Annotated in this window: 32 protein-coding genes; 2 read left to right on the top strand and 30 right to left on the bottom strand. The window is 69.7% G+C overall.

What is annotated here, in order from left to right; all coding sequences use genetic code 11:
- Positions 1–5: 5 nt before the first annotated feature.
- Both OHB41_RS49845 and OHB41_RS49840 read left to right on the top strand, forming a co-directional pair.
- On the top strand, positions 6–1178 hold the full coding sequence (locus tag OHB41_RS49845) for a ParB/RepB/Spo0J family partition protein (RefSeq protein ID WP_266709065.1): 1173 nt from the start codon (positions 6–8) through the stop codon (positions 1176–1178).
- A 301-nt stretch (positions 1179–1479) separates the two neighbouring features.
- On the top strand, positions 1480–2391 hold the full coding sequence (locus tag OHB41_RS49840; protein WP_266709063.1) for a ParA family protein: 912 nt from the start codon (positions 1480–1482) through the stop codon (positions 2389–2391).
- A gap of 231 nt (positions 2392–2622) precedes the next feature.
- On the opposite strand, the gene OHB41_RS49835 is transcribed toward OHB41_RS49840, so the two are convergent.
- The 30 genes from OHB41_RS49835 to OHB41_RS49690 form a co-directional block, all read right to left on the bottom strand.
- Positions 2623–3429 carry a hypothetical protein gene (locus OHB41_RS49835; protein WP_266709061.1) on the bottom strand — a complete coding sequence of 269 codons (807 nt, stop codon included), beginning with the start codon at positions 3427–3429 and terminating at the stop codon, positions 2623–2625.
- 1013 nt (positions 3430–4442) lie between these two features.
- Positions 4443–5372, bottom strand: a complete 930-nt coding sequence (locus OHB41_RS49830) for a DUF1643 domain-containing protein (RefSeq protein ID WP_266709059.1) — start codon at positions 5370–5372, stop codon at positions 4443–4445.
- 116 nt (positions 5373–5488) lie between these two features.
- Positions 5489–6451, bottom strand: a complete 963-nt coding sequence (locus tag OHB41_RS49825; protein ID WP_266709057.1) for a phage Gp37/Gp68 family protein — start codon at positions 6449–6451, stop codon at positions 5489–5491.
- 251 nt (positions 6452–6702) lie between these two features.
- Positions 6703–7230 carry a hypothetical protein gene (locus OHB41_RS49820; RefSeq protein WP_266709055.1) on the bottom strand — a complete coding sequence of 176 codons (528 nt, stop codon included), beginning with the start codon at positions 7228–7230 and terminating at the stop codon, positions 6703–6705.
- The gene (locus tag OHB41_RS49815; protein ID WP_266709053.1) at positions 7227–7907 is read right to left on the bottom strand and encodes a hypothetical protein; all 681 of its coding nucleotides are present in this window, start codon (positions 7905–7907) and stop codon (positions 7227–7229) included. Before OHB41_RS49815 ends, OHB41_RS49820 begins: the two co-directional genes overlap by 4 nt.
- On the bottom strand, positions 7904–8338 hold the full coding sequence (locus OHB41_RS49810; RefSeq protein ID WP_266709051.1) for a RapZ C-terminal domain-containing protein: 435 nt from the start codon (positions 8336–8338) through the stop codon (positions 7904–7906). Before OHB41_RS49810 ends, OHB41_RS49815 begins: the two co-directional genes overlap by 4 nt.
- A 113-nt stretch (positions 8339–8451) precedes the next feature.
- A complete protein-coding gene (locus OHB41_RS49805) occupies positions 8452–9333 on the bottom strand; it encodes a hypothetical protein (RefSeq protein WP_266709049.1) in 882 nt (293 codons plus the stop codon).
- A gap of 75 nt (positions 9334–9408) precedes the next feature.
- The gene (locus OHB41_RS49800) at positions 9409–9714 is read right to left on the bottom strand and encodes a hypothetical protein (protein ID WP_266709047.1); all 306 of its coding nucleotides are present in this window, start codon (positions 9712–9714) and stop codon (positions 9409–9411) included.
- Between the two features lie 175 nt (positions 9715–9889).
- Complete coding sequence (locus OHB41_RS49795; protein WP_266709045.1) at positions 9890–10129, bottom strand: hypothetical protein; 240 nt, start codon at positions 10127–10129, stop codon at positions 9890–9892.
- A 99-nt stretch (positions 10130–10228) separates the two neighbouring features.
- Complete coding sequence (locus OHB41_RS49790) at positions 10229–10984, bottom strand: hypothetical protein (protein ID WP_266709043.1); 756 nt, start codon at positions 10982–10984, stop codon at positions 10229–10231.
- Positions 10981–11325: a hypothetical protein gene (locus tag OHB41_RS49785; protein WP_266709041.1), complete on the bottom strand. Its 345-nt coding sequence runs from the start codon at positions 11323–11325 to the stop codon at positions 10981–10983. The genes OHB41_RS49790 and OHB41_RS49785 overlap by 4 nt, the downstream gene beginning before the upstream one ends.
- A 125-nt stretch (positions 11326–11450) precedes the next feature.
- Positions 11451–11636, bottom strand: coding sequence for a DUF8839 family protein (locus OHB41_RS49780; RefSeq protein WP_266709039.1), 186 nt, complete (start codon positions 11634–11636; stop codon positions 11451–11453).
- Entirely contained in the window at positions 11636–12112 is a 477-nt protein-coding gene (locus OHB41_RS49775; protein ID WP_266709037.1) for a hypothetical protein, read from the bottom strand. Before OHB41_RS49775 ends, OHB41_RS49780 begins: the two co-directional genes overlap by 1 nt.
- Positions 12112–12315, bottom strand: a complete 204-nt coding sequence (locus OHB41_RS49770) for a hypothetical protein (protein ID WP_266709035.1) — start codon at positions 12313–12315, stop codon at positions 12112–12114. The genes OHB41_RS49775 and OHB41_RS49770 overlap by 1 nt, the downstream gene beginning before the upstream one ends.
- Before the next feature lie 21 nt (positions 12316–12336).
- Positions 12337–12615 (bottom strand): hypothetical protein, encoded by a 279-nt coding sequence (locus OHB41_RS49765; RefSeq protein ID WP_266709033.1) that lies wholly within the window; start codon positions 12613–12615, stop codon positions 12337–12339.
- Positions 12612–13052, bottom strand: a complete 441-nt coding sequence (locus OHB41_RS49760) for an ASCH domain-containing protein (protein ID WP_266709031.1) — start codon at positions 13050–13052, stop codon at positions 12612–12614. Before OHB41_RS49760 ends, OHB41_RS49765 begins: the two co-directional genes overlap by 4 nt.
- On the bottom strand, positions 13049–13726 hold the full coding sequence (locus OHB41_RS49755) for a GGDEF domain-containing protein (protein ID WP_266709029.1): 678 nt from the start codon (positions 13724–13726) through the stop codon (positions 13049–13051). Before OHB41_RS49755 ends, OHB41_RS49760 begins: the two co-directional genes overlap by 4 nt.
- 94 nt (positions 13727–13820) lie before the next feature.
- The gene (locus OHB41_RS49750; RefSeq protein ID WP_266709027.1) at positions 13821–14120 is read right to left on the bottom strand and encodes a hypothetical protein; all 300 of its coding nucleotides are present in this window, start codon (positions 14118–14120) and stop codon (positions 13821–13823) included.
- Between the two features lie 118 nt (positions 14121–14238).
- Positions 14239–14439, bottom strand: a complete 201-nt coding sequence (locus OHB41_RS49745) for a hypothetical protein (protein ID WP_266709025.1) — start codon at positions 14437–14439, stop codon at positions 14239–14241.
- The gene (locus OHB41_RS49740) at positions 14436–15395 is read right to left on the bottom strand and encodes an ATP-binding protein (RefSeq protein ID WP_266709023.1); all 960 of its coding nucleotides are present in this window, start codon (positions 15393–15395) and stop codon (positions 14436–14438) included. Before OHB41_RS49740 ends, OHB41_RS49745 begins: the two co-directional genes overlap by 4 nt.
- Positions 15396–15548: 153 nt before the next feature.
- Positions 15549–16280: a hypothetical protein gene (locus OHB41_RS49735; protein WP_266709021.1), complete on the bottom strand. Its 732-nt coding sequence runs from the start codon at positions 16278–16280 to the stop codon at positions 15549–15551.
- Positions 16277–16732 (bottom strand): transcriptional regulator, encoded by a 456-nt coding sequence (locus tag OHB41_RS49730; protein ID WP_266709019.1) that lies wholly within the window; start codon positions 16730–16732, stop codon positions 16277–16279. Before OHB41_RS49730 ends, OHB41_RS49735 begins: the two co-directional genes overlap by 4 nt.
- 433 nt (positions 16733–17165) lie before the next feature.
- The gene (locus OHB41_RS49725) at positions 17166–17888 is read right to left on the bottom strand and encodes an NUDIX domain-containing protein (protein WP_266709017.1); all 723 of its coding nucleotides are present in this window, start codon (positions 17886–17888) and stop codon (positions 17166–17168) included.
- A gap of 65 nt (positions 17889–17953) precedes the next feature.
- Positions 17954–18331: a hypothetical protein gene (locus tag OHB41_RS49720; RefSeq protein ID WP_266709015.1), complete on the bottom strand. Its 378-nt coding sequence runs from the start codon at positions 18329–18331 to the stop codon at positions 17954–17956.
- 130 nt (positions 18332–18461) lie between these two features.
- Positions 18462–18980, bottom strand: coding sequence for a hypothetical protein (locus OHB41_RS49715; protein ID WP_266709013.1), 519 nt, complete (start codon positions 18978–18980; stop codon positions 18462–18464).
- A 243-nt stretch (positions 18981–19223) separates the two neighbouring features.
- Positions 19224–19697 (bottom strand): RRQRL motif-containing zinc-binding protein, encoded by a 474-nt coding sequence (locus OHB41_RS49710; protein WP_266709011.1) that lies wholly within the window; start codon positions 19695–19697, stop codon positions 19224–19226.
- Positions 19698–19941: 244 nt separating this feature from the next.
- Positions 19942–22443, bottom strand: coding sequence for a DNA translocase FtsK (locus tag OHB41_RS49705; protein ID WP_266709009.1), 2502 nt, complete (start codon positions 22441–22443; stop codon positions 19942–19944).
- 103 nt (positions 22444–22546) lie between these two features.
- Positions 22547–23326, bottom strand: coding sequence for a hypothetical protein (locus tag OHB41_RS49700; protein ID WP_266709007.1), 780 nt, complete (start codon positions 23324–23326; stop codon positions 22547–22549).
- 300 nt (positions 23327–23626) lie between these two features.
- Positions 23627–24133, bottom strand: coding sequence for a hypothetical protein (locus tag OHB41_RS49695; protein WP_266709005.1), 507 nt, complete (start codon positions 24131–24133; stop codon positions 23627–23629).
- Positions 24134–24264: 131 nt separating this feature from the next.
- Positions 24265–24528: a hypothetical protein gene (locus OHB41_RS49690; RefSeq protein WP_266709003.1), complete on the bottom strand. Its 264-nt coding sequence runs from the start codon at positions 24526–24528 to the stop codon at positions 24265–24267.
- Positions 24529–24553: the final 25 nt, after the last annotated feature.

The raw sequence follows: 24553 nt of genomic DNA, 5'->3' as shown, positions 1-24553 counted from the left end.
CGCCCATGCCTCAGAAACCCGGCCTCAACCGAGACCTTGCTGCCGAGAGGGCAGCGCGTAGGGCGGCCAGTCAGCAGGTCCGGCTGGTGCCGCAGGGGCTGCCGACGGTGCGACCGGATCAGCTGATGTCGAGCCCGGAGAATGGCCGCAAGGAGCTGCACAGGATCGAGGAGCTTGCGGACTCGCTCACCTCCGACGGCATGAACACCGCGATGACGGTGATCCCCCCGGATGTCTATGTGGAGTTCTATCCGCAGCACAAGGAGGCCGTCGACGAGAAGGTCGCCGAGGGCGTCCTCTTCGTCGTTCACCACGGCCACCGCCGCCTTGCCGCCGCTGTGAAGGCCGGCTTGAGCGAGGTGCCGATCCTGGTGCGCCGAGACGTGCCGAGTCTCCGGATCGCCGCTATTCAGGAGAACCTCCAGCGGATGGGTCTCAACCCCGTCGAGGAGGCTGTCGAGTTCCAGGCGGCGCTCGACGAGAAGGACGAGAACGGAAAGCAGCTGTCGCAGCGAGAGCTCGCGAAGCGCGCTGGCTGCTCGCAGACGTACGTGTCGCACCGAGTGGCCCTGCTCCGCCTTGTTCCCGCGCTGCAGCAGGCGGTTGTGAACCACTGGCTGAAGGAACAGCAGCTGCTTGAGACCGAAGGGCAGGACTCCGGGAACGCAGGGGCATTGCTCGTTCTGCCGGTTCGTGAGGCTGCCACGGTTTACGCACGCTTGCGGCCGGACCTCCAGGAGGCCTTCGTGCGCGGCGAGCTGGCGGCTGGCGACGCAGCCGCCGTCAGCAAGCTTCCTGGCGATCAGCAGGCGCTGCCGTCTGCCGAGGACGAAGGTGATTGCGCCGCAATCGCCCAGGAGGACTCGGTCAAGACTGCGCTGCCGGTGCCGCGGGGGAGTGATTCAAGCGCTGAGGGCATCAGTTCCGAACTGAAGCCGGTTCGAAATTCTCTGCAGAGCTCCCCGCCTACGCCTGCCTCTGAAGGTGACGGAAGCAGCGGGACGGCATCGCCTCAGAGCGCACCTGAGAAGTCGGCTGCCGCTGGCACTGCTGTAGCGACTCGGGAGGAGCCGCGTGGGGTCATCGTGGTGCAGAGCGTCGAACAGTTGGCCCTCAGCATCATCGACTTGCTCGACCGTGCAGAGATCGAGGCACTCAAGGAGCATCTGTCTGCCTGAGCATGACTGATTCGTCACCCCACCGGTCCGAACCGGTGGGGTGACTGGTTTTTCCGGACAGGTGCCCTGTAACGTGCGGCGCGGTATCGCACTTCCTCCCAAGCCCGACACCACCATCCGGTGCTGGCCTTCAGAGTTGTGTGATTGCGCCGCAATCACCCCCACCGTTTGAGTGGGCTCGGCGCCCGCCCTCAGGGCAGCATCAGCTGATCCGAACCCACATCTTGCGGACCACGTGCCAGGACCCGCGCGATCATCACGCCAGCGCTGATTGCGCCGCAATCACCCGTGGAGGCCATCCATGACTTCATCCAAGAACCGCAGCGCTCATAACGATGCTCTGGCGGCCCGCCGGCTCGCACGCATCCTTGCCCTTACCAACCAGAGTGGCGGCGCGGGAAAGACAACCTCTGCCGTGAACGTCGCCGCCAGCGCTGCGGATCTCGGGTTCAGGACTCTCGTGATCGACGCTGATGCTCAGTGCGACGCGTCGGCCGCCACGGGCTACGACAATCCCGACGATGTGCCGAACCAGGCGAACCTCTACGACGTGCTCACGGGCGCGGCCAAGATTGAGGACGCTGTCGTTCCGGCGCTGGCGGGACCGATGGGGGAGGGCGACACCAAGCCGATCCCCAACATGTTCATCGTTCTTGGGTCCAGCGAGCTGGAAGAAGCAGAGCAGCTGCTCGCACCCAAGACCGGCCGTGAGTTCTGGCTGCGGACCCAGATCGAGCGGATCCGCGACAGCTACGACCTCATCCTGATCGACTGTCCCGGAAACCTGGGCCTGATCGTGGTGAACGCCATCGTCGCGGCCGACGAGGTCGTCGCATGCGTCAAGCCGGGCTGGAAGGAACTCCGGGCCCTGACTCGCATGGAGGCGAAGATCGACGGGATCCGGGAGACGTTCTCCGCGATGGGTGCCCGTGCGGAACTGTCCAACATCCTCATCGTCGACTGCCCCACCACCCGAAACCAGGGCGCGGTGTACGACGACAGTCAGCAGCAGGCTAAGGAGGCCTACGAGGACCTGGTTCTGCCGACGGTACGGCGGAGCCCGCGGATCCCGGAGGCCTACGCTGCCCAGAAGGTTCTGCGCTTCTACGACCCCGTAACGGAGAACCCGTCGAAGCTCACCGAAGCAACCGCGCTGTCGGCAACGGACGACTACTACCTCGTGACGCAGGCACTCGGCTTCAAGCGAAGGTGAGGCTGATTGCGCCGCAATCAGCCTGCACGCAAGAGGGGAGGCGCTGAAGTCCTGATTTCCGGGCTTCAGCGCCTCCCCTCTTGCGTGCCTTATGGCCAGCTGGAGCAGGTGCACATACACGGCCGCTTCTTCTACGCCTCAATGGAGTTGGTTAGCCAGCCTCTCTCTGATCGGATCAGAGGGCTGAGCGCATCTTGGCTACAGGTACCCCCGACGCGGCTGGCCAGATACTCAGTCCTGCGAGAGGAGTTCGGCTGCGGCAGCGCAGGCGGTCCTCGCGTTGTCCGTCATCCCAGTCCGGTACTCATTGCCGTGCTCGGCCTTACGCACCTCGCGGACTACGGCCTTGACGTATGTGGCCAAGCTGACGAGTTGGGTTGGGGTTTCGCATGAGGGCAGCACGGCCTCGATCTCGTCGAGCCAGTAGGTGATGTCGTCGCCGTCATCGAGGCCCGCCCGGTACTGGAGGAGACGGGCTGCAACCGGCGCCAGTAGGCGATGCCGACGAGCGGCTTCCTGCTCGGCTCGCCGTACGGCTGCGGTCTGTGCCGCAGCCAGTCTTTCGGCTTCCAGGACGGCTTCGGGCGTACGACGGACCCGAGGCTCGGCGTGTGAGGCATCGGCAAAAGAGGCAGCGCGCAGGCGTAGGGACTTGTTGTACGCGGCGCTGGCGGTGTTGACGGCGAGTGCGGGCGCGAGTTGGGCCCACTCAACCTCCGCTGACCGCGCGTCCTCGACGGCCTTCGCCTGGTGCGAGTCGGCCTGCTCACGGAGGTACTGCCACAACTTCACCCGGGTCACAGAGGCCTTCCGTCGGGCGTCTGCGGTCTTAAGCGCGCCTGCATGCGCCTCGAGGTACTGCAATGCCCCGAACAGCTCCTCGTCAGCTGGCATCCGGTGAATATCCGGATCATCGGCTAGTTCGTGCAGTTGACGCAGCTCTCCGACAAGAGCCGCGAAGTCGAGGTTCCCCACACGGGTCGGTGGCTTGAGCAGCGGCCCCGTTGGGGAAGGTGGCTTCCGGGAGGGTCGTGCCATGTCTCTAATTCTGCCAGCAAAAAGAGCGATTCACATTCTGTGAATCGATGTGGTTCTGGCGTCTGAGTACCGCCAGGAGCCTCCAGGTCTCGCGGCCGACTGGCCGTACTTTGGGCGTTTTGTGAATCTCTCTGGCTGGGTTGATGCTCCGTTGTGCCACGTAAGCGCCACTGGCGCACGTGGCCCTCGACTGTCGAATCGGCCGAGGTGCAGTAGTGACGCTGTTGCGAGGACCTATGGGGTGGCACCGCGAGGGTAACGGTGTTGATATCGGGGAGGGGATCTGTGAGTCCAGACGATTGGTCGGCTCTGGCTGGGGTGACGTCGACTGTGCTGGCACTGGCAGCAGTCGCGGTCGCTGTGATCGCGTTGAGATCCGAACATCGGCGAGCGCACTTCGAAAGCGCTCGGGCCTTGCACCATGATCTGACTACCGGCGAGGTGGCCGCGGCCCGGAAGGTCGTCGCTAGCATCCACTACGGGCCCTATGGTTCACACCCTGCGCCCACGGACTGGGAACTGGCACTCACCTCGTACTTCACGGTGCTCTGGTGCTTTGAACGGATCGAGGCCGGCCGCACGGCCATGCGGCGCAGCGGACTACAGGGTGATCGCGCAGTCGACTACCTCGATGCACTCGTCGTGTGGCATGTAGCCGAATACTCCTGCGGCTTCGCGATCGCTCGCAGGAGGCTCGCTGACGCATCGGGCGACGAGAACGTCAGCGACAGTGAGTCAACTGCCGCTTTCCAGCGGCTCGCCCTTGCGCTGCAGGCGCGGGGGCGGCTCGATCCCACCTACAGTCCGGGTGGGTGTACGGGAGTCGCGTGCCCCTGTGATTGCCATCGGTAGAGGTCGTCTGGATAGCGGCAGACACCCCGGTCACCAACCGGACTCGCGCTTCACCCTGAAACGCAAGAAGCCCCGCTTCCCGGACCCAAAGGTCTAGGAAGCGGGGCTTCGTTTGGTTGCCACGGCTACGCCGAGGACGCTGAGGGGAACTGGGTCCGCAGCTATTCGGTTTCCGTGAAGTCGTGGTGCAGGCCGTCGTACGCGGAGCAGGCCGCCTTCCAGATCCGGGTGGCGCTCTCGTACCCCTCTTGTGCGTGCAGTCGGGCCCACAGGTCGGGGAAGTTGCGGCCGGTGCCGTCACCGGCCGGCTCGGTGTCCATCAGGTCTGCAATGCGGTCGGGATCCTTCGTGAGCTGTGGGTCGATGTGGTCGCGCTCGGGGAGGTACGGCTCGATGCTCACGGTTGTGCCGGGGACGTGCTGGGTGCTGCTCCTCTGTTGTCGAAGGCTGCTTGCGACGGAGTTGGCGCGGTTGACGGATCCGTAGGGGCCCATGCGGATGTTCGTGAGGCCGGGGCGCGCGACGACGACGGCGCAGGTTCCGTGCTGGTCGAAGGCTCGGGGGCCGCTGACCGCGTCGTCTCCCCAGGGTCGGGGGATGAGGTTGCGGGCGAGGCGGAGCGGGTGGCGGGGGTGGCCGCCTTGAGTGACGGCGAGGGCGCGGAGCCGGTGCATGCCGGGCATGGCTCGGACGTCGGCGACACGGTCGGGCTGGGCGTGTGTTCCCCAGCCGCCGATGAGGGGGCCTCCAGTGTCGTGGGCGACGGCGGCCGCGGTCTGGAGGTAGAGGTCGTTGTCCGGTCCGATGGGGTCGTCGGCGGCCGCGAGGCCTGAGGGCTTGGTTGAGCGCCACGCATAGACGTTGGCGATGAGGAGGCCGGCGCAGCCCCACGTCTGTGCGTAGGTGATGCATCGCGTGGTCGTGTTGTCGTCCTGGGTGGCGTCGGCGGTGGAGGGGTTCAGGAGGACGAAGGTGGCGGTCTTCCCGGTGTCGGCCCATTCACGTGTGAGGAGGTAGCGGTACCGGCCGCAGGGGGAGACGGCGGCGGAACGCCGTACGTCGAGGTGTGGAGGGGTCGGGGGTTGCATCATGGTGGTCCGTTTCGTGGTCGGCTGATTCTGTTCGTGGGCAGCTCGGGGTGTGGTGGGGGAGTGCCGCGGTTCTGGGCGTGTTGCGTACGGCGGTCTGGGGGCGTCGGGCTGGCGGGTCAGGTGACGGGTGCGTTGGTCGTGCGCGTGGGGGAGAGGGGTGGGGTCGCTTCGTGGAGCCGTCCGGAGAGGCAGCGGCCGGCTTTCCCTTTTCCGACGCGGCGCATGGGGATGGCGTCTGGTGGTGTGGCTGGGTCGGCTGCGTCCCAGGTGTGTCCCTGGAGGTCGATCACGGTGATGCGGCCGCGGTCGTGGTGGTGGGTCTCGGGTGCGTACGCTCCCCACTGCTTGAAGAAGAACGCGATGTCCGCAGCACTGCACTGGTCGCGGAGGTCGGTGGCCCAGCGGGGGTGCATGGGGCGGGCGTTGGGGCCGGATTCGCCGCCGGCGATGACCCAGTCGATGCCGTGGAGGCGGCGTGTGCAGCAGTCGCCGGCGTGGACGTAGGAGGCGGTGAGGCCGTGGCCGCGCTGACTGCCCATGGGGATGACGGCCTTGTTGAGGTCGATCGGGCCGAGGAGGGGTTCGCAGGACAGGAACCGTACGGCGGCGGGGATCTGCAGGAGTGCCGGGATGCGGATGTTCGCCCAGCGCTGGTCTTCCGCGGAGGTGCCCAGCCATACGTGGTCCGGCCAGGCGTTCCCCCAGGGGACCATGCCGGTGACGTTGCGGGGCCGCTTGGTGAGGAGTTGCCAGCGCAGCCACGGAGTCTGGTCGATGAGGGGCCAGAGCCGCTCGCGTGCTTCGGTGACCTGGGGGTGGTCTTCGAAGAGGTCGCCCATGGACATCGTGAACACGCGGATCGGTACGCCGGTGCGTTGCGCTTCGCGGTTCCAAGTGAGGGGCTTGCGCCAGTAGTCGTCGGAGAGCATGCGGCGGGGGGCGCGGTGCTTGAAAACGTCGTGGCCCCATCGTCGGGCGAGGGTGTCTGCGTAGCAGTGGTCGCAACCCGATGAGACGGGGGTGCAGCCCCACCAGGCGTTGTGAGTTTTGTCGGTCCATTCGATTCGGGTGTCACCCATGGGTGTTGGCTCCTCTGTGGCTGGGGTTGCCCGGGGCCGTGGGGCATGGGCCCCTTCGGTGAGGCTGAGGCCGCGGTGGTGTACGCGAAGGGAGGAGTCATCCAGGGCGGCCGGACTCTGTGGTCTACGGCCGCCCCGGGCCGATTTCGGGGAGGCGGATCAGATGCGGAGGCGGCCGCAGCGGGAGAGTGCAGAGACGCCTGAGAGGCAGTGCTGGCTGTCCTTCCCGCACCCGTGGGCGGCCGATGGGGTCAGGCGGCCCAGATCGCGTGGGAGGCGTGGTCTGGGTTGGGGATGCCTGCGCCGGCAGCCGTAGCAGCGGGGTGACGCATGGCTGTGACGGGGACTGACCCAGGCTCGGTGGGTGGCGCCCAGGCCATCCGCCAGCTTCCCTCCTGCTCGCAGGTGCATCGGTCGTCGTCGTGGAGGTGGCGCAGGAATACCCCCCAGGTCAGGACGGCGCGCGGGATGCGGTGGATGGTCTCCTGGGGGTCGTCGCCGGGGTAGAGGTGGAGGGTGCGCCACTCGTGGACGAGGTTCATGTAGGCAGCGGCGCCCTCGATGGCGTCGGACCACCGGTGGTGTCCGAGAGTGATGAATGCCTGCGGGTACAGGTCGTCGGCAGGCGGCGAGCTGATGCCGGTGGTGTACAGCCCGTTGTGGACGATGAAGCCGTGGCGGGCCGCGTCGTCGCCGGCCGGGGTCCAGATGGCTTCGTTGGGGTGGGGGATGCCGTCGTCGCCCGTGCTGGTCTCGATCTCGTACTGGGTGGCGGTCATGCGTTCGCTCCCACGATGGCGTCGGCCAGGAGCGAGACGACGTCGGCCTGGTACGGGTCGGTGTAGGTCGCGTACTCGTTGACGTTGAACTGTGCGTCTTCGGCGGTGAGCGTGATGTCCGGGATGGCGAGCGCCGTCCCGCGTTTCAGTGCGGTGTTGAGGCGGTCGACGTCGCGTGAGGTGATGCGGTTCTGGAAGTAGGGCCCGAGGCGCAGGAGCGTGTACTCGGTGTTGTCACTGCGGCGGGCTTGGATGTGGATGGCGTAGTGGGCGCGGTCCATGCCGACGTCGTCGGGCAGGGGCAGGTTCGCTGCGGCGTGGGTGAGTGCCGTGTAGGACGGGTTCCAGATTCCGAGGATGGTGGCCGTCTTGCAGCGCAGCCAGCCCGTGTCCGTGTAGCCGAGGGCGTCTCCGTGGAGGTAGGCCGTGGCGTACGGGGTGTCGGGGTGGACCAGTTTGACGGCGATCGTGTCGGGGCCGACGTCGTCGCCGGGTATGGGGTGTGCTCGCTCGATGAACGGGCCGACTCGTATGGCGACGTCTTGGTCGCAGCCCGGTGTCCAGGGCTGCGGGTTCGAGGCGGCGAGGGGTGCGGTGCGGTCGCCGGTGACGGCCCGGGCTGCGGGGGCCCCGGTGGCAGGGGTGTTGTCGAGGCGCCGGAGCATGCGGCGGATCATCGGCTGGTTTCCTGCTCGGCGGTGCGGGGTGTGAGGACGCGCGGCAGATGGACGTGGAGATGCTGCACGTCGACCTGGTGGCCGCGGCGGCGGAGTTCTCGGGCCAGGAGTTCGGTGAGGCCGGCGGCTCGGTGCTTGCCGCCGGCGCATCCGATGGCGATACGGCGCGGGCCGGCGGGCAGGCCGGCGTATTCGGCGAGGTTGCCGAGGAGTTCGCGCGTGCCGGGAGTGTTCCAGACGACGTCCTGGACGCGGGGGTTGAGGCCGTCGAGGTCGAGGATGTCGCGGGCGGCGGCCGGGTCGCGGAGCCGGTCCCGTACGTCTTCGATGCGGTCGGCCGGCGGCGGAACGGGTCGGCCGTCGGCGTCTTGGGGGAGATGGAGGTAGCCGAACGAGGTGAGCAGGACGTGTCCGGGGTCGCGCAGAGGCATGAGGCGGGTCCTTCCTGTCAGGGGAGGGGGTGCTGCTGTCGAGTGGTGTCCGGTGCCCACGCCGGCGGTTCATACCGGCGGGGGCCCGGACTTTTCGGGCCGGCCCGGGCGGGTCAGTGGAAGGTGAGAGCGGCGCGCTGGTCTGCGTCGGGTGCGAGGCCCGGAGAGGTGGGGCAGTGGTCGACGTGCCACCGGTGCCTGCAGACGGGTGCGGGACAGAGGTGTACGCGGTCACCTGTCTCGGAGTCGTAGTCGAGGCCGCGGCTGGGGCGTCCGCAGGTCGGGCAATGGACGGGGGCGCCGATGTCCTGGGTGTGGCCGTCACGGGCGTACATCCAGGTGACGGGGAGGGCGCCGGGTGTGTCCTCCGGGACGCTGCGGAGCTGCCACTCCTCTCGGGTGGGGTAGGCGACGAACTGCCCCCAGCTGCGGCTGATGTTGTCGGCGAGGGCGCGGCCGTCGAACGCGCGCAGACGCACCCCGCAGGTCTCGCGGTAGTAGGCGCTGGTGACGGCCAGGACGTCGCGGAGGGGCGGGTGGCCGGTGATGAGCAGGTAGCCGTCGTCCCCGTAGTCGGTGACGAGCAGGCCCCGTATGGTCTCGGTGACGTCGTCGGCGGTCGGTACGAACACCGCCTGGTCCATGTCGTAGTCGGTCTCGGGGACTGTGGCCGACGCCCAGATCCCGATGCCGTCCAGGACGGTGTTGAGCCGGTGGCGGGCACCGTCGATGCGGGGCTCGGTGCCCAGGGCGCGGGCCCATGCGGTGATGCCGGCGGTGTCGTGTGCGCCGAGGCGCAGGATCAGGTTGTGCTGGGGGCGGCCCGGCTCGGGGTAGATGCTGCTGGAGATCCCGAAGCTGTCCAGCGGCAGGCTGGGGTGCTGCCGCAAAAGGCGCCGGGCGGCGTCGAGTTGCCCGGTCTGGAGGGACGTGAACTGCTGCAGGTGTGTCAGTAGCCGCGGGGCACGCTCCGGAGCCGGTGGGCTGATGGGCATGTGGCTGCTCCGTGGTGAGTGAAGGGAGCGCCGCGCCCGCGTGGCGGCGGGTGCGGCGCTCCGGGCTTTCGGGTGTCATGGGAAGGGGTGGTGCGGGGAGTCGGACTTGCGTGGGCGGCTGCGCGTCAGGTGCGGTGCCGCCGGGGGGTGTGGGCCGGCTTGCCGATCGGCGGGGGTCTGGAGGGTGAGGCCGCGGAACGGCCGGACGACGATCGATCCGTCGGTTCGGCGAATGGCGACGTTGCGTGGTCCGGCGGCGGGTCGCCGCCTGGGCCACTGGAAGTGCAGCCAGTCGGCGGTGAGGTCAGGGGTGCGGCGGGCGCAGTACGGGATGACCACGGTGACGGTCTGGCCGCGTTCGAGGTAGGCGCGGCCGGTCATGCCGCTCACCGGGCGGGCGGCGTGTCGGGGTGGGTGTGCATGGGGGGGTTCTCCTGGATGGCACATGCCGTCGTGGACCGTCTGGTCCCGGCACCCGGTCGTGCCTGCCGACCGTCTGGAGGACGCGCCGGTGGGCGTGCTGTCGGCAGTGGCGGGCGCGGGCACGCGTGACGGTTCAGCGGACGGCGAGCGCCGTACGGTGCTCGTCGCGGTGGTCGCGGGCCGCGGGCTCAGCGGCGGCCTTCACGTGGTGGAGGTTGCCGACGTCGCCGTGTTCGCTGCACACGACGGCGAACGCGGTCCTTCCGGGGCAGCCGGAGTTCGGGTCGCGGGGCTTGCCGGACGGCTTGACGCTGTGGGTGCAGGGGCTGTTGTCGGCGTGGCGGGACTCGATGCGAACGAGGATGCGGACCATGGAAGAACTCTCTTTCGTCGATGCGAAAGCACCGTGACTCCTCCCTCTTGGGGGAGGGGTCGCGGTGCTCGTTGGGGCCGTTGTGGGGAGGGCGGTGGTCTACCGGTCGTTGTCGTCGGTGGCGGCGCCGGGGGAGTTGCCGAGCAGGTCGTCCCAGGTGCGGGGGCCGATCACCCCGTGCTCGGGCCGGCTCGCGTCAGCGTCACCGGTGAGCTCGGTGAGCTCGGTGAGGTCCAGGTCGTCGAAGAATCCGGCGATGTCGGCCGGGGACAGCGCGTTCAAGCCAGTGCCGGCTTGTGGGGGCAGGCTGCCGAGGGTGGCCAGCATGGCGGTCACCGCGCTGGTGAGCTGGTCGGTGTGGGTTGTGGTGACGTCGATGCTGTGGCAGTTGCCGATGTCCAGGCCGTGCAGGCCGATGGGTCCGATGTTGATGCGGACGTCCGGCGGCTCCCCCGCAGTCGTCGTGCAGGGGAGGCCGGTGAGGGCTTCGGCCAGGGCCTGAATCGCCCGGTCTCGGTCGCTGTGGTCTTCGGTCGGGTGGTCGGGGGGCTGTTCTTGCAGCGGCGGCTCCCACAGGATCTCGACGGAGTCGACGTCCAGCCGGATACCGCCGTCAGCGGTGCCGGGGAGGGTGAGGTAGCCGGTGACACGCAGCAGGTCGCTGGGCTGGCACTCGGTGAGCAGCTTGCGTGCGACGTCCGGCTGCCTGGTGGTGCAGGGGATGATGGCTTCGTCTGCCGCCTCGCAGTCGGCGGGGGAGGAGATGATCCGCCAGGCGGCGGTGTCGACGTCGGATCCGGGGGTGGCGGCGGCGTCTTGGTAGCCGGTGAGGGCGATCGGTATGCGCTCGATCATCGGGTTGCCGTCCTCCTGCGTCGGGTGGTCTGGCGGCGGGATGCGTGGGGCAGGGAGCTGACGGACCGGCGGTGGCGGGCGAGTGCGCGGGCCTGATCGCGGGCGGCGGCGAGGCTGCATCCGTCGCACGGCTCGGTGCCGGCCGCCTCGTGGCAGCGGTGGCCCTCCACGGTGGCGTGCGGGGCGGTGATGCCGTGCGCGGCGGCCAGCCGGTAGAGGTCGTCGCCGGAGGTGCCGGTGCGCTGGCTGATGCTGCGTTCGGTGCGTCCGTCACGCAGCAGGACCAGCGCCACGGCTTGCGCAGCGGTGAGCGGGGCGTGCACGGGGTCGGGTGTCGCCATGGGTCGGCTCCTTCCGGCGTCCGGATGTTCGGCGTTCGCGGGCCGTTTCGCCGACGGGATGTGCGGGCGGATCGGCTGGGTTGCACGGGCCTGGGAGGTCTGCCGGGCCCTGGTGTCTGTGGCGTTCACGTCCCGGCCTCCGCGTTGTCGGCGAGCACCCAGAACTGGTCGCTCTCCAGGTCCATCACGACCTGAGCGTTCCTGCCTTGGGCTCGCTGGCCGGCCGCGAAATCCTCGGCCGGCCACGACCCGCGGGGGCCTCCGGCGGGGAACCGTTCCAGGACGGTGCGGGCCAGCTTGATGGCCGCCATCAGGCGTCACCACCGTTCACCCGCTGGTCGATGTCCATCAGGGCGGGCAGGGCGTGCACGTTGTCCGCGAGGCCGACCCACCGCCCGCCCGTGGTGAAAACGGCAACGGCGTCGGTGCCGGCATCGAAGCCGAAAACGGCGTAGTAGTTGCCGTAACGGCCCGCCCTCGGCTTCGGTTCGAGTCCGTCCAGCATCTCCAGGGCCTCGAGGGTGAGGTGGGCGTTCTCGCCGGGGGTCTGGGGCTGGCTCAGGGTGCCCGAAGCGCGTACCAGAGCTCCGGGGTCTACGGCGTTGAGGAGTTCGTGGGTGATCCGGGGGCTGTCGCTGGTGCAGGAGATGATCGTGTCGGGTGCGTCGTCAGGGAGACTGTCGGCGTCCGGGGGCCGGACGACCAGGTCGAAGGTGACGGTGCCGTGCGGGCCGGGGACGGGTATCGCCTCGATCCATCCGTCGAGAGCGCAGCGTGTGGTTTCCATCAGGTGGTCTCCGTCAGGGTGTTGGTGCGGCGAGGGGTACGGGGTCGAGCGGTGTGCTGCGCGAGCAGCAGGAGCTCGCGGTTGCGTTTCTTCTGTGCGTCGGTGAGGGGCCGGGTCTGCATGCCGCCGTGGCGGTGCCACAGCGACGAGGCGGGCGGCTCGGGGTAGGCGAGGGCGTGGTCGACGTCGCGATTGGTGCTCATGGGGCCTCCGGTTGGAGGGGTTCAGGCGTGGTCGTCGTCGCGCCGGCGTTTGGTCTGGACGTCGGAGGCGAACCTGCCGAGACGGGCCTCGGTGGGGTGCGTGGAGATCCAGTCCTCAGCGCAGGCCTTGTGCACGGGCTCTCCGTAGTGGGAGCGCATCGGCGTGGGCTGCTCGCACAGCGTGCAGGGGAGGTCCTGCCAGCGGTCGAAGTGCTGGTTGTCGCGCCAGTCCAGGAGGCAGCCGGGAGGCGGGATCAGGCCCGGTTCGAACAGGAGCCTCTGGCCTGGCCTGCGGTTCACGGCTTCAGGCCGGGCAGTTGCTGGAGGACCTGGCCCACAAGGTCCCGTGTTGGCTTCCAGGCCGACAGGGCGCCCCTGGCGGGCACGGGCAGTGCCAGTTCGTGGACGTCGGCGAGGACCAGGTGGTGTGCGGCGCGTTGCGCCCAGGAGTTGGTGCAGCGCTCGGGCCCCTGGTCCAGGTGGCAGTCGACGAGCCGGGCGACGCCGATGACCGCACCCAGGTGGAGTTCACGGCCGCGGATCGCGGTGGCGACCAGCGGGTCACGCAGCACGGCAGGTTCCGGCTTCGCCTTCCCGACGTGGATGAGGACCCAGCCGCGCCACGGCCAGTGCACGGTCCTGTTCTCGACGGTCTTCCCGGCGAGGATGCAGGTCGCCCAGGGCTGGCGGATCGTGATGCCCCGGATCCAGTCCCCGACGAGGTGGGGTGCGTTCATGCGGCTCGCCCCCATGTGGCGGTGCCCAGCCGTCCCGCCCGGCGGCCGTTGATGGAAGGCACCGTGACGTGCTGGTGCGTGGCGAGGACCGCACGGCCCGCGTGCTTGCCGTCGTACAGGGCGGCGTCGGCGGCACGCTGCAGCCCGCTCAGATCGCGGACACCCGTCATGTCCGGGGCGGCGGCGCCGACCGACGCGGCGACGTCGATCATGCGGCCGTCGTCCAGGATGACCGGGATGTGCAGCATCCGCACCAGCTGCGCCAGCCGCTTGGCGCGGCGGTTGGCGGGCAGCTCCAGGACTGCGGCGAACTCGTCGCCCCCGAGGCGGCTGACGGCTGCACGGGGGCCTGCCCAGGCCGTGAGCCGGGCCGCGAGCGCGACAAGGACGGTGTCTCCGGCTGCATGTCCGAGGGTGTCGTTGATGGCCTTGAACCGGTCGGCGTCGACCATGACCACGGTGGTGTCGCCGCGGTGGCGGGCGAGGATCCGGCGGCCGCGGGCGGTGTAGGCGTCGCGGCGCAGGAGCCCTGTCAGCGGGTCCTTCCGGGTCGCGGCGAGCTTGTGGTGCAGCGCGAGGGCGTGCATGGTCCAGCCGGTCAGTGGAACGGCGGCGGTGGTGATCAGGAGGGTGCGCGGGCCGATCCGGCCGTGCGCGCGCAGGACGGAGTCCATACTGAGGATCTCCCTCTCTCGTCTCGAACGGGAATGGGATGGGCCCGGGACGGGCGGTTGGTTTGGACGCCTCGCTGTCCGTCCCGGGGTGGAGCTACAGCGCGAAGCTGCGGGGCTTGGTCCAGCGGTAGGGGTTGTTCCAGGGGCCGGCGGTCGCGGCCGTCCAGTCGAGCTCCCAGCCAGGGCGGTAGCCGCAGGCACCCCAGCCGTCCGGATGCCCGTGGGGAATCTCCAGCCCGGCGGCCCGTGCGGCCCGCGCCGCCTCGTAGGCCTCGTGGGCGAGCCGCACGGCGGTGACGGGGCTGTCGGCGCGGCCCGTGAATACGTGCAGTCCTTCGCCCGGCTGGTCTGCTCGGTGTATGGGGACATCCACCTCGAAGTAGGGCAGCGGCATGACGTCCGTCTCCTTTCGTGATCGTGGTGTGAGGGACCACCGCGACCGCCCCGGCCTCCGTCGTGCGGGGAGGGCCGGGGCGGCACGGAGCGTCCGTCACGCTGTGGCGCGGCGGAGGTCAGAACTCCAGGTCGATCGTGATCTTTCGCCGGGGGTCCCCGGTGGTTGTGTGGACGGTGCGGCGGTGCGCGGCCAGGCCTGCGCCGCCGCCCTGGATGGGCAGGTGGCAGTCCGGGCAGCCGTGGAACCAGTCGTCGCCGGCGGGGAGTTCGGCCGGGGTGAGCGGGTGTGGGTGCGGTCCGTCGGCGGCTCGGCTCATTCCCGAACCGCGTCCGCGAACTGCGCCTGCAGGTCCGCGCGGCCCTCGGGGTCGTCGTCCTGGTCGTCGTCGTTGTTCGGTCCGTGGACGGTGCAGACGATGTCCTCCCTGTCGTCCAGGTCGCCGTTCAGCGCCCGGAACAGGCAGGTGACGCTGTAGGCGGGCACCCAGGCGCGGCCGGTGCATTCGTCGTCGCGGGGGCAGGGCACGGCGACGTCGAATCCGTAGTCGCCCTGCCCGTCGACGTCCCCGCGGTAGGCGAGGGTGAGGTACATCTGGCCGAGGCGGATCTCCGCGACGCGGTCTGCGCCCGCGAGGGTGGAGCCCGGCTTCCACTGCCACAGCGGCAGGATCTCCGGGCCGAACACCCGCTGCACGAGCAGGAGATCGCCCAGGCCGTCGCCGCCGTCCAGGCCCAGGTCGGCCTGCCGTCGCTCGCTCAGCCGCTGCAGGAACGGCAGCAGCCGGTAGAGGCTCTCGGCGTAGATGATCTCGGTGAAGCCCTCTGCCTCGAGGCTGGCCTGTGACTCGACCATGAGCCTGCGCTGCAGGAGGACCTCCTCCTCCGGCACCGTGCGGTTGGCCGACCGTGGTCCCTGCCGCTCCACGCAGGTCGTGCCAGGGGTGGCCACCAGGAGCGCGATGGGGAGCATGCCGTGCCTCTTGGCGGCGGCGACCAGTGGCTCCCGGGCATCGCGGGTGACGTTGGTGGCGTCGATGACGGTGAACCGGTGCCGCCGCATCCGGGCTTCCAGGAGCAGGTGCAGGGCGGCGACGGCGTCGCTGGTCGCGTCCTGGTCGCCGGCGTCGTCGCTGACGGTCTCACGCAGTGCGTCCAGGGACAGGACCTGCGAGTCGGGCCATGTGCGCGCGATGGTGCTCTTCCCCGCACCGGAGGGGCCGATGACGACCACCAAGCTGTTCTCCGGCAGGTTCGGGTAGACCGGTTCGTTCATGCGGAATCTCCTTGCGGGTGACGGCAGCACGTGCGGCGTGCTGCTCGGCGGGGTCGGTGAGTGGGTCGTCGACTTCCTGTGAAGGCAGGCGGCATCGCCGTCGCGCCGTCTCGGCCCGTTGGGGAGGAGCAGGCGCGGGGGTGCAGCTAGCGGTTACCGGCGGTGCCACCGGGTTGCTGGACGAGGTGCCGGAATCCAGCACCGCCACGGACGCCGGGCCTGCCTGCGCGCGGCGCTGCGGCCGCACGTGCACGCCGGGCCGTCGATCTCTGTCAGGGTGGCGACGTCGCTGCCGTCCAGGTAGAGCCGTTCGACCAGGTGACCGGCCAGGGTTGTGATCTGGTCCCAGTGCTGGTCGATGAGCCGGTCGGCGAGGTCGTGGACGGCCTGGTAGTGGATGTCCGTGTCGCCGAATCCGACGTGGGAGTTCAGGGCGAGCAGGGTCTGACGGTCGGCGCGGGCCCCGATTTCTACGCAGACGGCGCGTCGAGCGGTCCACAGGCCGTTGTCGCGCAGCCACCGGTCGTCGGCTCGCTCTCCAGCTGCGCAGTAGGCGGCGACGCTCTGGGAGTCCGTGAGCCCGCAGATGCCGGTGGCCCCTGCTGTGTCGCCGGGACTGCCAGGCTTGTCGATCTTCGTGTGGTGCAGGTGTGCGCCGCCGGCGAGCGCGATCACTGCGTGTGCGGCCTCGTGGATGGCGCGGATTATCTGGAGGGACTCAGCGGGGAGTTCGAGGTACCGGCTGCCGTGGTCGCCGCAGTCGACGTGGGTGTAGTGACGGGTGGGGTAGGGGGCACCGCCTGCGAACTGATTGGTGTGCCAGGTCCCGGCCCCGCTGTCGCCGCCTTCGGCCGGGTGTGGGGTCGGTTCGTGGTCGGGCTTCATTTCGAGGCGGCGATGACGGCTGCGGCCGTCTCGACAGCGTGGTGGAAGGCTTGGTCAAGGGCGTAGCTGCCGCCGAGGGGGCCGCCCAGCTGGTAGAAGTTGCCGTTGCCAGTGACGTCGGCGAGGGCCTTGAGGTGGATGCGTCGATCCGCCCACCAGTGCGTGCCGGCCGACAGGGCGAGCGCCGCGGCGACGCGGCCGGGGCACAGGCGCAGGCCGAGCGCTCGGGATCCCGCGTACAGGGCCGCTGCCTGCGTGGCGGTGTAGGTGATCACGTGCGTGGTGCAGGCGATACGGCCAGCCCTGCTGGACTGTCCCTCGGTCTCGTCGTGCTGGCCCTTGGTGGTGGCCTGATGGTCGGACTGGATCCAGTGGTCGCCCAGGTCCGAGGCTGCGCGCAGCAGTGCGTACACCGCGGCGAATCGGGCGGCAGGGGGGATGTACTCAGTCATCTTGGCCGTTCTCCTGATCTTGTGCGAACGAGCGGAGGCGAGAGCAGCTGGCGCGGTGCGCGCGGGCCAGCCACCGGGTGACACGACGGGTTGTGACCCGAGATGTCGGTGCAGGGATCTCCAGCAGCTTTGCGAGGGTTCGGCGGGCGTCCAGGTCGTGCTGGTCGTCGTGCACGAACTCGGCGGCCTTACGCATGCACCGACGCAGGCGTTGCAGTTCGTCCTCCCGTAACCGCAGCTCGGGAGAGGGAGCGGCGGCCCTCCAGGAGCTTGTCGACGCGCTGGCGGGTGCGGTCATCTCTGGGGCCTTTCTGGTGTGGTGTGTGGTGGTGGGGTTGGTCGTTGTCGTGGGCGCGCGGACTCCGCTCCCGCCCGCCCCTGCGGGCGTGCACGGGCGGGCGGGGGCAGTGCCTGTGCTGCGGCTGGCGGCGGGCTACTTGGGCAGGTGGTCCAGGGCGCGTTGCAGCAGGGGGCGGTGTGCGGCGTAGAGGGTGCGGCCTGCGGCGGTGATCGCTGCGTCGAGTTCGTCGAGGGATTGGACCGGCCACCAGTTGGCGTCCAGAGCGTCGTCGGCGGCGACGGCGGTCACCGGGGCAGGCAACCAGTACAGGGCGCTGGTGGACGCGACCCATGCGTGATCCGAGGTGCGCCAGTCGTCCACGACGTCCTGACCCAGGATCACGGGGTGGTGGTCGGCCAGGTCCACACCGGTCTCTTCGCGCAGTTCCCGGACCAGGGCGGCAGGGGCGGTCTCGCCAGCGTCGACCATGCCACCGGGGATCGCCTCGACATGGATGTCGTCCCGGGTGATCAGCAGTACTCGTCGCTGCTCGCCGGTGCCGGCGACCACGATCGGGTCGGCAGCGGCGTTCTCGCCCCATTTCCCGAGATTCCGGCCTGTGCGCCCGGTGCGGCCCTGCGGGTGCAAGGGCCAGCCCCGTATGTCCAACTCGTAGTCGACGAGCGCGCGAGCACGTCGGACGTCCCAGTCGTCGACGTCGGCCGGCGTCGCGGCTGCCTCGGCCCAGTCCGGCACGTGCCTGGCCAGTGCCGCAGGCTGTAGCTCCGGTGGCGTGATGTCCACCGGCGTGTACCCGGGCCAGCTCGCCGACCAGCAGCGCAGTCCAGCAGGGATGTTCTGAGCGTTGTCACTCATGGGCTCTCCAGGTCTCGTGATCGGTGCAGGGAGGGCCCCGGCAGCGTGCCGCGGCCCTCCCGCGTTCAGTGACTGTCGGCGTGTACGGCCGCGGTGGTCCGAACGGCGTCCGCGAGGAGCGCCGTCAGTTCCCGGCTGTGACCGACGACGGCCCGCAGACCGCGGATGAGATCCGGAGACAGGCGCCGGCGGCGGGCGTCGGCGAGGACTGCCTCCAGGTAGACGAAGTCGGCGAGGGCGCGGGCGCGGACGTCGAGGAGGCAGGGCTGCACCGCGAGTTCGTCATGCTGGGCGGCGGCGAGGTCGGCAGGGTCGGGGGCCTGGCTGTAGGCGCGGTCGGTCTGCGCGGTGAGCAGGGCGTCGACTTCGGTGGTGTCGGCGTAGGCGCGGCGCCAGCCGAGACGCTCGGCAACGGCATCGATCAGGGAACGGGTTGCGGGCACGAAGACCTCCGGTGGAGGGTCGTCGCCGGGTCCGGGCGACCGGGCGGACACCGCGCCTCCCCAACCGCCGCTGTGTTTGACGGCTGGGGGTGCACGGAGAGCGCCAGGGGCGACTGACCGTTGGATCCTGCTATCGCCAGGCGTCGACGGCTCCGAGACGCGGTCGGGCTGTGATGCTCGCGCAATCGAGCGGGTCCCTCTCGTCGTGCGGAGATTGACCGGCCGTGGGACGGAAGTCCGCGAGGGTCTGCATCAGGTCCTCCTCGCCGTCGAGGACGATGTCGACGTACCCGCGGCCGCAGGTGCACGGCACGATCAGCGTGAGCACGTCGGTGGCGCCGTCGTGTTCGGTGATCCGCAGGGTGTGGTGCAGCCACAGGCCGCCGTCCAGCCACGCCACCGCTGATGCCTCGAAGCGTTGGCTGCCGTCCTCAGGGACGCCCGGGTAGCCCTGCCAGGCTTCCGCGTCGACGGCCTGCCCGAGGGTGGAACCGTATTCGTTGCAGATGTAGTGGACGGCAGCTGTCTCCGCGTCGTCGCGCTGCTCCTGCTCGGAGGGACCGGCCGCATGCTCAGCGAGTTCGAGCAGGTAGGCGAGCGGGGAGTCCGCACCATACGGGCGGGACGGGGTGTGGAGTGTCTCGGTCATCTGGTCTCCCTGTCGGGATCAGTCGTGCGGGAGCCGGGCTGTCCGGTCCTCCGTGCCGCCCCGGCCGGCACACGGCGGGTCGGGGCAGCACGGGGAGCCGTCAGAACGGTGGATCGACGTCCAGGAGGGCGGGTCGGGGCAGGAACCGGGGGCGCAGTTCGCGCCGGCCCGCCCAGCACCCGCAGGCCTCCATCTCCGGGAACGGGCTGCCGAGCGGATGCCGGTTATTGGCGGCCGGGTCGGTTACGCGGCGAGCCGGTGTCCGAGCGGGGCCGGGACCATGACGGTGTCGGGGCTGGGCGCGATGCCCATTTCGCAGGGGTCGCAGTGGCCCTGGGTGCGTAGCGGGAGGCACACGTAGTACCGATTCCGGCACTTCGGGCAGGTCTGTCGTGCTGCCATGGCCCTGTCGAGAGCCATCTCCTGGGCGAGGGTGGGGGTCCGTTTGGGCACCGCCAGGTCGATGCGGAACAGCCATGCCCACCGGTTCCCGCCTCGGCAGATGAGTCGGGCGACGGGTTCCTGGCCGCCGGGGCTCAAGCCCAGCGCCCGTAACTGGCGACGCGTGGCCAGCCCGGCCGTCGGGGCGTCCCGCTTCCCGTGTACAGCTGCGCGCACGGCCACGGCGCCGGGGGCTTGGTTGTTGCCGAACGAAGGGAAAGTGCCGTCGTCGTGGGGGTCGACGTCGACGGGGACTTCGTCGTCGCGGCCGTCCATCACGCCCTCCAGGTTCCGGGCAGCGGGACGGGACGCTGCGGGTAGCGGCAGCCGGGTCGAAGGGGGCGGGGCCGGCCGATCCGGCGGCGCGGGCGGGGACTGAGCACAGGCTGTTCCTCCAGGCATCACTGGGCAGAAAGCCCTGCGTCCCGCGCACGGTGAAGCGGCGGGACGCAGGGCGGTGTTGTCGGCTGGGAGAGGCTTGCTCGGTGATCGAACGCCACGAGCAGCCGAGGGACTGGGTTCAAGGACCGGGTTCGAGACGGAGCAGCGCCAGCACCTCGTCCAGTTCGGCCGGCTTCACGAGGACGTCGCGTGCCTTGGAACCGGCGCTGGGACCGACGATGCCGCGTGACTCCATGAGGTCCATCAGCCGTCCCGCCTTGGCGAAGCCGACCCGGAGCTTGCGCTGGAGCATCGAGGTGGACCCGAACTGCGAGGTGACGACCAGTTCGGCCGCGGCGCACAGCAGGTCGAGGTCGTCGCCGATGTCCTCGTCGGTCTCCTTCTTCTGCTGGGTGTCGATGCCGACGTCGTCCCGGAAGCCGGGTGCCATCTTGTCCTTGCAGTGCTGGACGACGGCCGCGATCTCGTTCTCGGTGACGAAGGCGCCCTGCATCCGGGCGGGCGTGTTCGCCCCCATGGGCAGGAAGAGGCCGTCGCCCTTGCCGATCAGCTTCTCGGCGCCCGGCTGGTCGAGGATCACGCGCGAGTCGGTGAGTGAAGACGTGGCGAAAGCGAGGCGGGACGGCACGTTCGCCTTGATCAGACCGGTGACGACGTCGACCGACGGCCGCTGCGTGGCGAGCACCAGATGGATGCCGGCCGCGCGGGCGAGCTGCGTGATGCGCACGATCGCGTCCTCGACGTCCCGCGGCGCGACCATCATCAGGTCGGCCAGCTCGTCGACGATCACCAGCAGGTACGGGTAGGTCTTCAGCTCCCGCTCACTGCCCTCGGGTGTCTTCAGCTTGCCGTCGCGGATGGCCTGGTTGAAGTCGTCGATGTGCCGGAAGCCGAACGCCGCGAGGTCGTCGTAACGCAGGTCCATCTCCCGCACGACCCACTGCAGCGCCTCGGCGGCCCGCTTCGGGTTGGTGATGATCGGCGTGATCAGGTGCGGGATGCCCTCGTACGCGCTCAGCTCGACCCGCTTGGGGTCCACGAGGACCAACCGGACGTCCTCGGGGGTCGCGCGGACCATCACGGACGTGATCAGGCAGTTGATGCAGGAGGACTTACCGGAACCAGTGGCCCCGGCGATCAGGAGGTGCGGCATTTCGGCGAGGTTGGCCATCACGTAGCCGCCCTCGACGTCCTTGCCGAGCGCGACCAGCAGCGGGTGGTCGTCCTCGGCCGCGTCCGCGAGGCGCAGCACGTCACCGAGGTTGACCATCTCGCGGTCGGTGTTCGGGATCTCGATGCCGACCGCCGACTTGCCGGGGATGGGGCTGATGATCCGCACGTCGGGGCTGGCGACGGCGTACGCGATGTTCTTGGTGAGCGCGGTGATCCGTTCGACCTTCACGGCCGGGCCGAGCTCGACCTCGTAGCGGGTGACCGTCGGACCGCGGGTGAAGCCGGTGACGGCGGCGTCGACCTTGAACTGCGTGAACACGTTCTGGAGGGAGGCTGCCGCAGCGTCGTTGGCGGCGCTGCGCGCCTTGCCGGGGCCCTCGTGTGTGAGCAGGTCGAGTGCCGGCAGGGAGTAGGTGCTGTCGTTGGGCATCCGGTGCTGCTCCGCGGGCACCCGACGATCGCTTTCCATATCGGTCAACGGCGCCTTCGTGGCCTGGGGTACAGCCCTGGGAGCCGGCAAGTTCCTGTGCGTCTGGGCGCCGGTGGGCGCGGCGGCTGCCGCGGGCTTGGGTTTCCCGCGCCGCTGGAGGGCCTCTTGCTCGACTTGCTCGACCCCGACGGTGTCGGCCTCCCCGATGGGCGCAGGAGGGTACGTGGCGCGCGCCGGCGACGCCACGCTCAGGCTCTGTGTGTGTCCCTCGTTGTCCTCGAGAGGCTGCACGGCCGCTTGTTTCCGGACGGTGCCACGGGATGTGCCCAGCGTGCGCAGCCGCTGCGGGATGGCGTTCACCGGGGTGGCGGTGACGACCAGGAGCCCGAAGGTGCTGAGCAGTACCAGCAGCACTGCGGCTAGCACGGTTCCCATGGAGTACGTCAGCGCGGTCGCGATGCACCAGCCAGTCAGGCCGCCGGCGTCCCGAAGAGCCTGCACGCTCTCGCTGGTCGGTGAGCCGCAGGCGATGTGGAGCAGCCCAAGGGCGCCGATGACCAGGGCGGAGAGTCCGATGACGACGCGGCCGCTGCGTTCGCTCTTCCGCTTGCGCCGGATGAAACGCATGGCGGTTGCGGCGAGCAACACCGGTACGAGCAGGCCGAGTCGGCCGACCGATCCGGTCACCAGGTTCTCAACGAGATTGCCGACCGGGCCCTGCAGGTGAGTCCAGGTGCCCGCGGCGACGATCAGGGCGCTGGCGAGCAGGAGCAACGCCAGGCCGTCTTTGCGATGTGCCGGATCGAGCTTCTGGGCGCCCTTTCTCGTGTTGCGAGCAAGCCGGTACGCGGTCCGGGCGGGGCTGGACGCCGACGTTGTGGAGACCCTCTTGGCGGGAGTCCTCGTCGCGGCACGCGCTTTGGCCTGCTTCCCTTTCGCGGGAGTTGTCTTCTTCGCGGTGGTCCGTTTCGCAGCCGCCCTTTTCGCAGTGGGCTTCTTGACGGGGGTCTTCTTCATTCGGGGCTCCGTGACGGTTGGCCGGATCAAGGCGGCCGGTCGGCCTGTCCAGTCCTCGCCCGCTGGTGCAGTGCGGGCGAGGGCCAGGCAGAGTGGCCGGTCGTCAGTGCGGGCCGTCGAAGTCATGGGGACCGCCGGGCCACCGGGCCGTGTGGTTGTCGGTTGGCGGTGTAGTGGTCTGGATGAGCACGACCGATACGCGGGCGGGTCGGTTTGCGCGGGTGTGCCAGCGGCGGAGGTGCACACCGCGGAGCGCGAACAGGCTCAGCAGCGACCAGGTCAGGATCGCGAGGGCGGTGGCGATGGTCTTGCAGGCGGGCGGGCTGGCTTCCCACACCATGTACGCGGTGACCGTTCCATGCGCCGCCCAGAGCAGCCGCAGGGCGTTCCTCTGTGACAGCCACCCGCCGACCAGGCCGGTGATCCCGGTGAGCAGCCACAGGGTGTAGACGGTGGATCCGCTGATGGCGAGGCCCGCTGAGTGCTGCGCGATGTAGGTGCGTACGGGGTGGGCGGCGACGGCCCACACGCCGGACGTGGTGTCGGTGCCGATCTGGATCTTCGGTGCGAGGGTCAGCAGGCGGTGCAGGACGTCCATGACGATGAGGCCGGCGAACCTGGTCGAGAGGACGACGATCGACAGGCCGGTCAGTGCGATCAGTGTCTTGAGCCAGTCCGCCATGCCGTGCCAGCCGTCGATGCGCGCGCAGCGGATGTCGTCCCAGAGTTGGTGCAGGATTCCGCCGGTGCGCCAGGCGCTGTTCCACCGCGCACGGATCTTGGCGGTCCGGGGCCTGTTCGTGACCGGGCGTGGGACGTGGACAGGGAGGTTGTCGGCAGCAGTCTGGGGGTGGCCGGTGCTGGGGCGGTCGTGAGTCTGCATGGGGCAGCTCCTCGTCAGTGGAGGTTGGGCGGGCGGGCATGCGGGTGAAGCCACGTCGCGTGCGTCGCAGGTGGGGATACGTGCAGGTGGCAGCGGTGGGTCCCGCTGCGGCGGGGCGGGGGAGGGGAAAGCCGCCGGGTGGGTGCCAGGCAGGGTCGGATGCTGCCGGTCCGCGCCCGCGGATAGTTGCTGCGGGTCCCAGGTCGGGCAAGCAGGTGTGGCGAGTGCCGGAGGTTCTGTTCCGTATCCGATGCCTGACCTGTCGGTGAGGGATCGGATACGAGGCACGACCGCGGGTCCTCAGTTGACCTGCTTGCGGACCCAGACCATGAAGCCGCGCGTCTCCTTCTTCTCGTGGTTCTCGTTATGGGTGACCGGCCCTTCGTAGACGTTGGTCGTGTTGTGCGTGGTCGTCGACGCCATGGCGTGGTGGATGGCGACGCCTGCGGCCGTGATCACCAGGGCCAGGCCGGCGAACGGCGCCATGATGACGGCCGCGAAGCGCTCCAGGCCGGGGACGCTGACCTGGGACAGTCCGTTGAACAGCAGCCACGCGGCGCAGCCGAGGCCGGTGCATCCAGCGCCGACGCCGATGGACGCGACGGCGATGCCCGAGGCCCATGCGGGCACGATCCGGCGGTCGTCCTGCCGGACGGGCGGAGCGTCGCCGACCGCGGGCCGTTCGGTGTCGTCGCGGTGGGAGGTGGGGAACTGCGGTTCCGGACGGCAGGCTTCGGCGATGATCCGCTTCGCTTCGATTGCGGCTTCGGACTCGGTGCGGGGCTGGGTGTAGCGGTTTACGTCCATGGGGTTCTCCAATCGGAAAGGGCATGCGCGCTCCCGTCCGATTGGCAGGGAGCGCGCGGGGGCAGGGCGGGAATCAGTGGAGGTGAACGGGGGTCAGCTAGACGCCTGTGGACGGCCCCGGCCGGGGCCGGTCAGACGTTGTTGAGGCTTTTGATGGCGTCGAGCGCCTGGCGGGCTGAGGTGACCTGCTCGCCACGGTGGTCGCCGGAGTTGGCTCCGCCGCCATGCGGGCGGGAGCGGCCGCCGCCGGTTTCGTCGTCATCTTCGGGCTCTTCAGGCTCCGGCCAGAACTCGCCGGGGTCGGGGTCCCGGTTCCAGTCGCCCCGCAGGCCGCGCTTGTCCAGCTCGCGGATGTCAGGTGGGTCGGGCCGGGGTTGGGCGAGCGTTGTTCGCACGGGCCGGCCCCGTGGAGTAGAGGGG

The sequence above is a fragment of the Streptomyces sp. NBC_01571 genome, from assembly GCF_026339875.1.
GTDB lineage: Bacteria > Actinomycetota > Actinomycetes > Streptomycetales > Streptomycetaceae > Streptomyces.
Note: the sequence above shows the minus strand (reverse complement) of the source record. Positions and strands in the feature narration are given on the sequence as shown.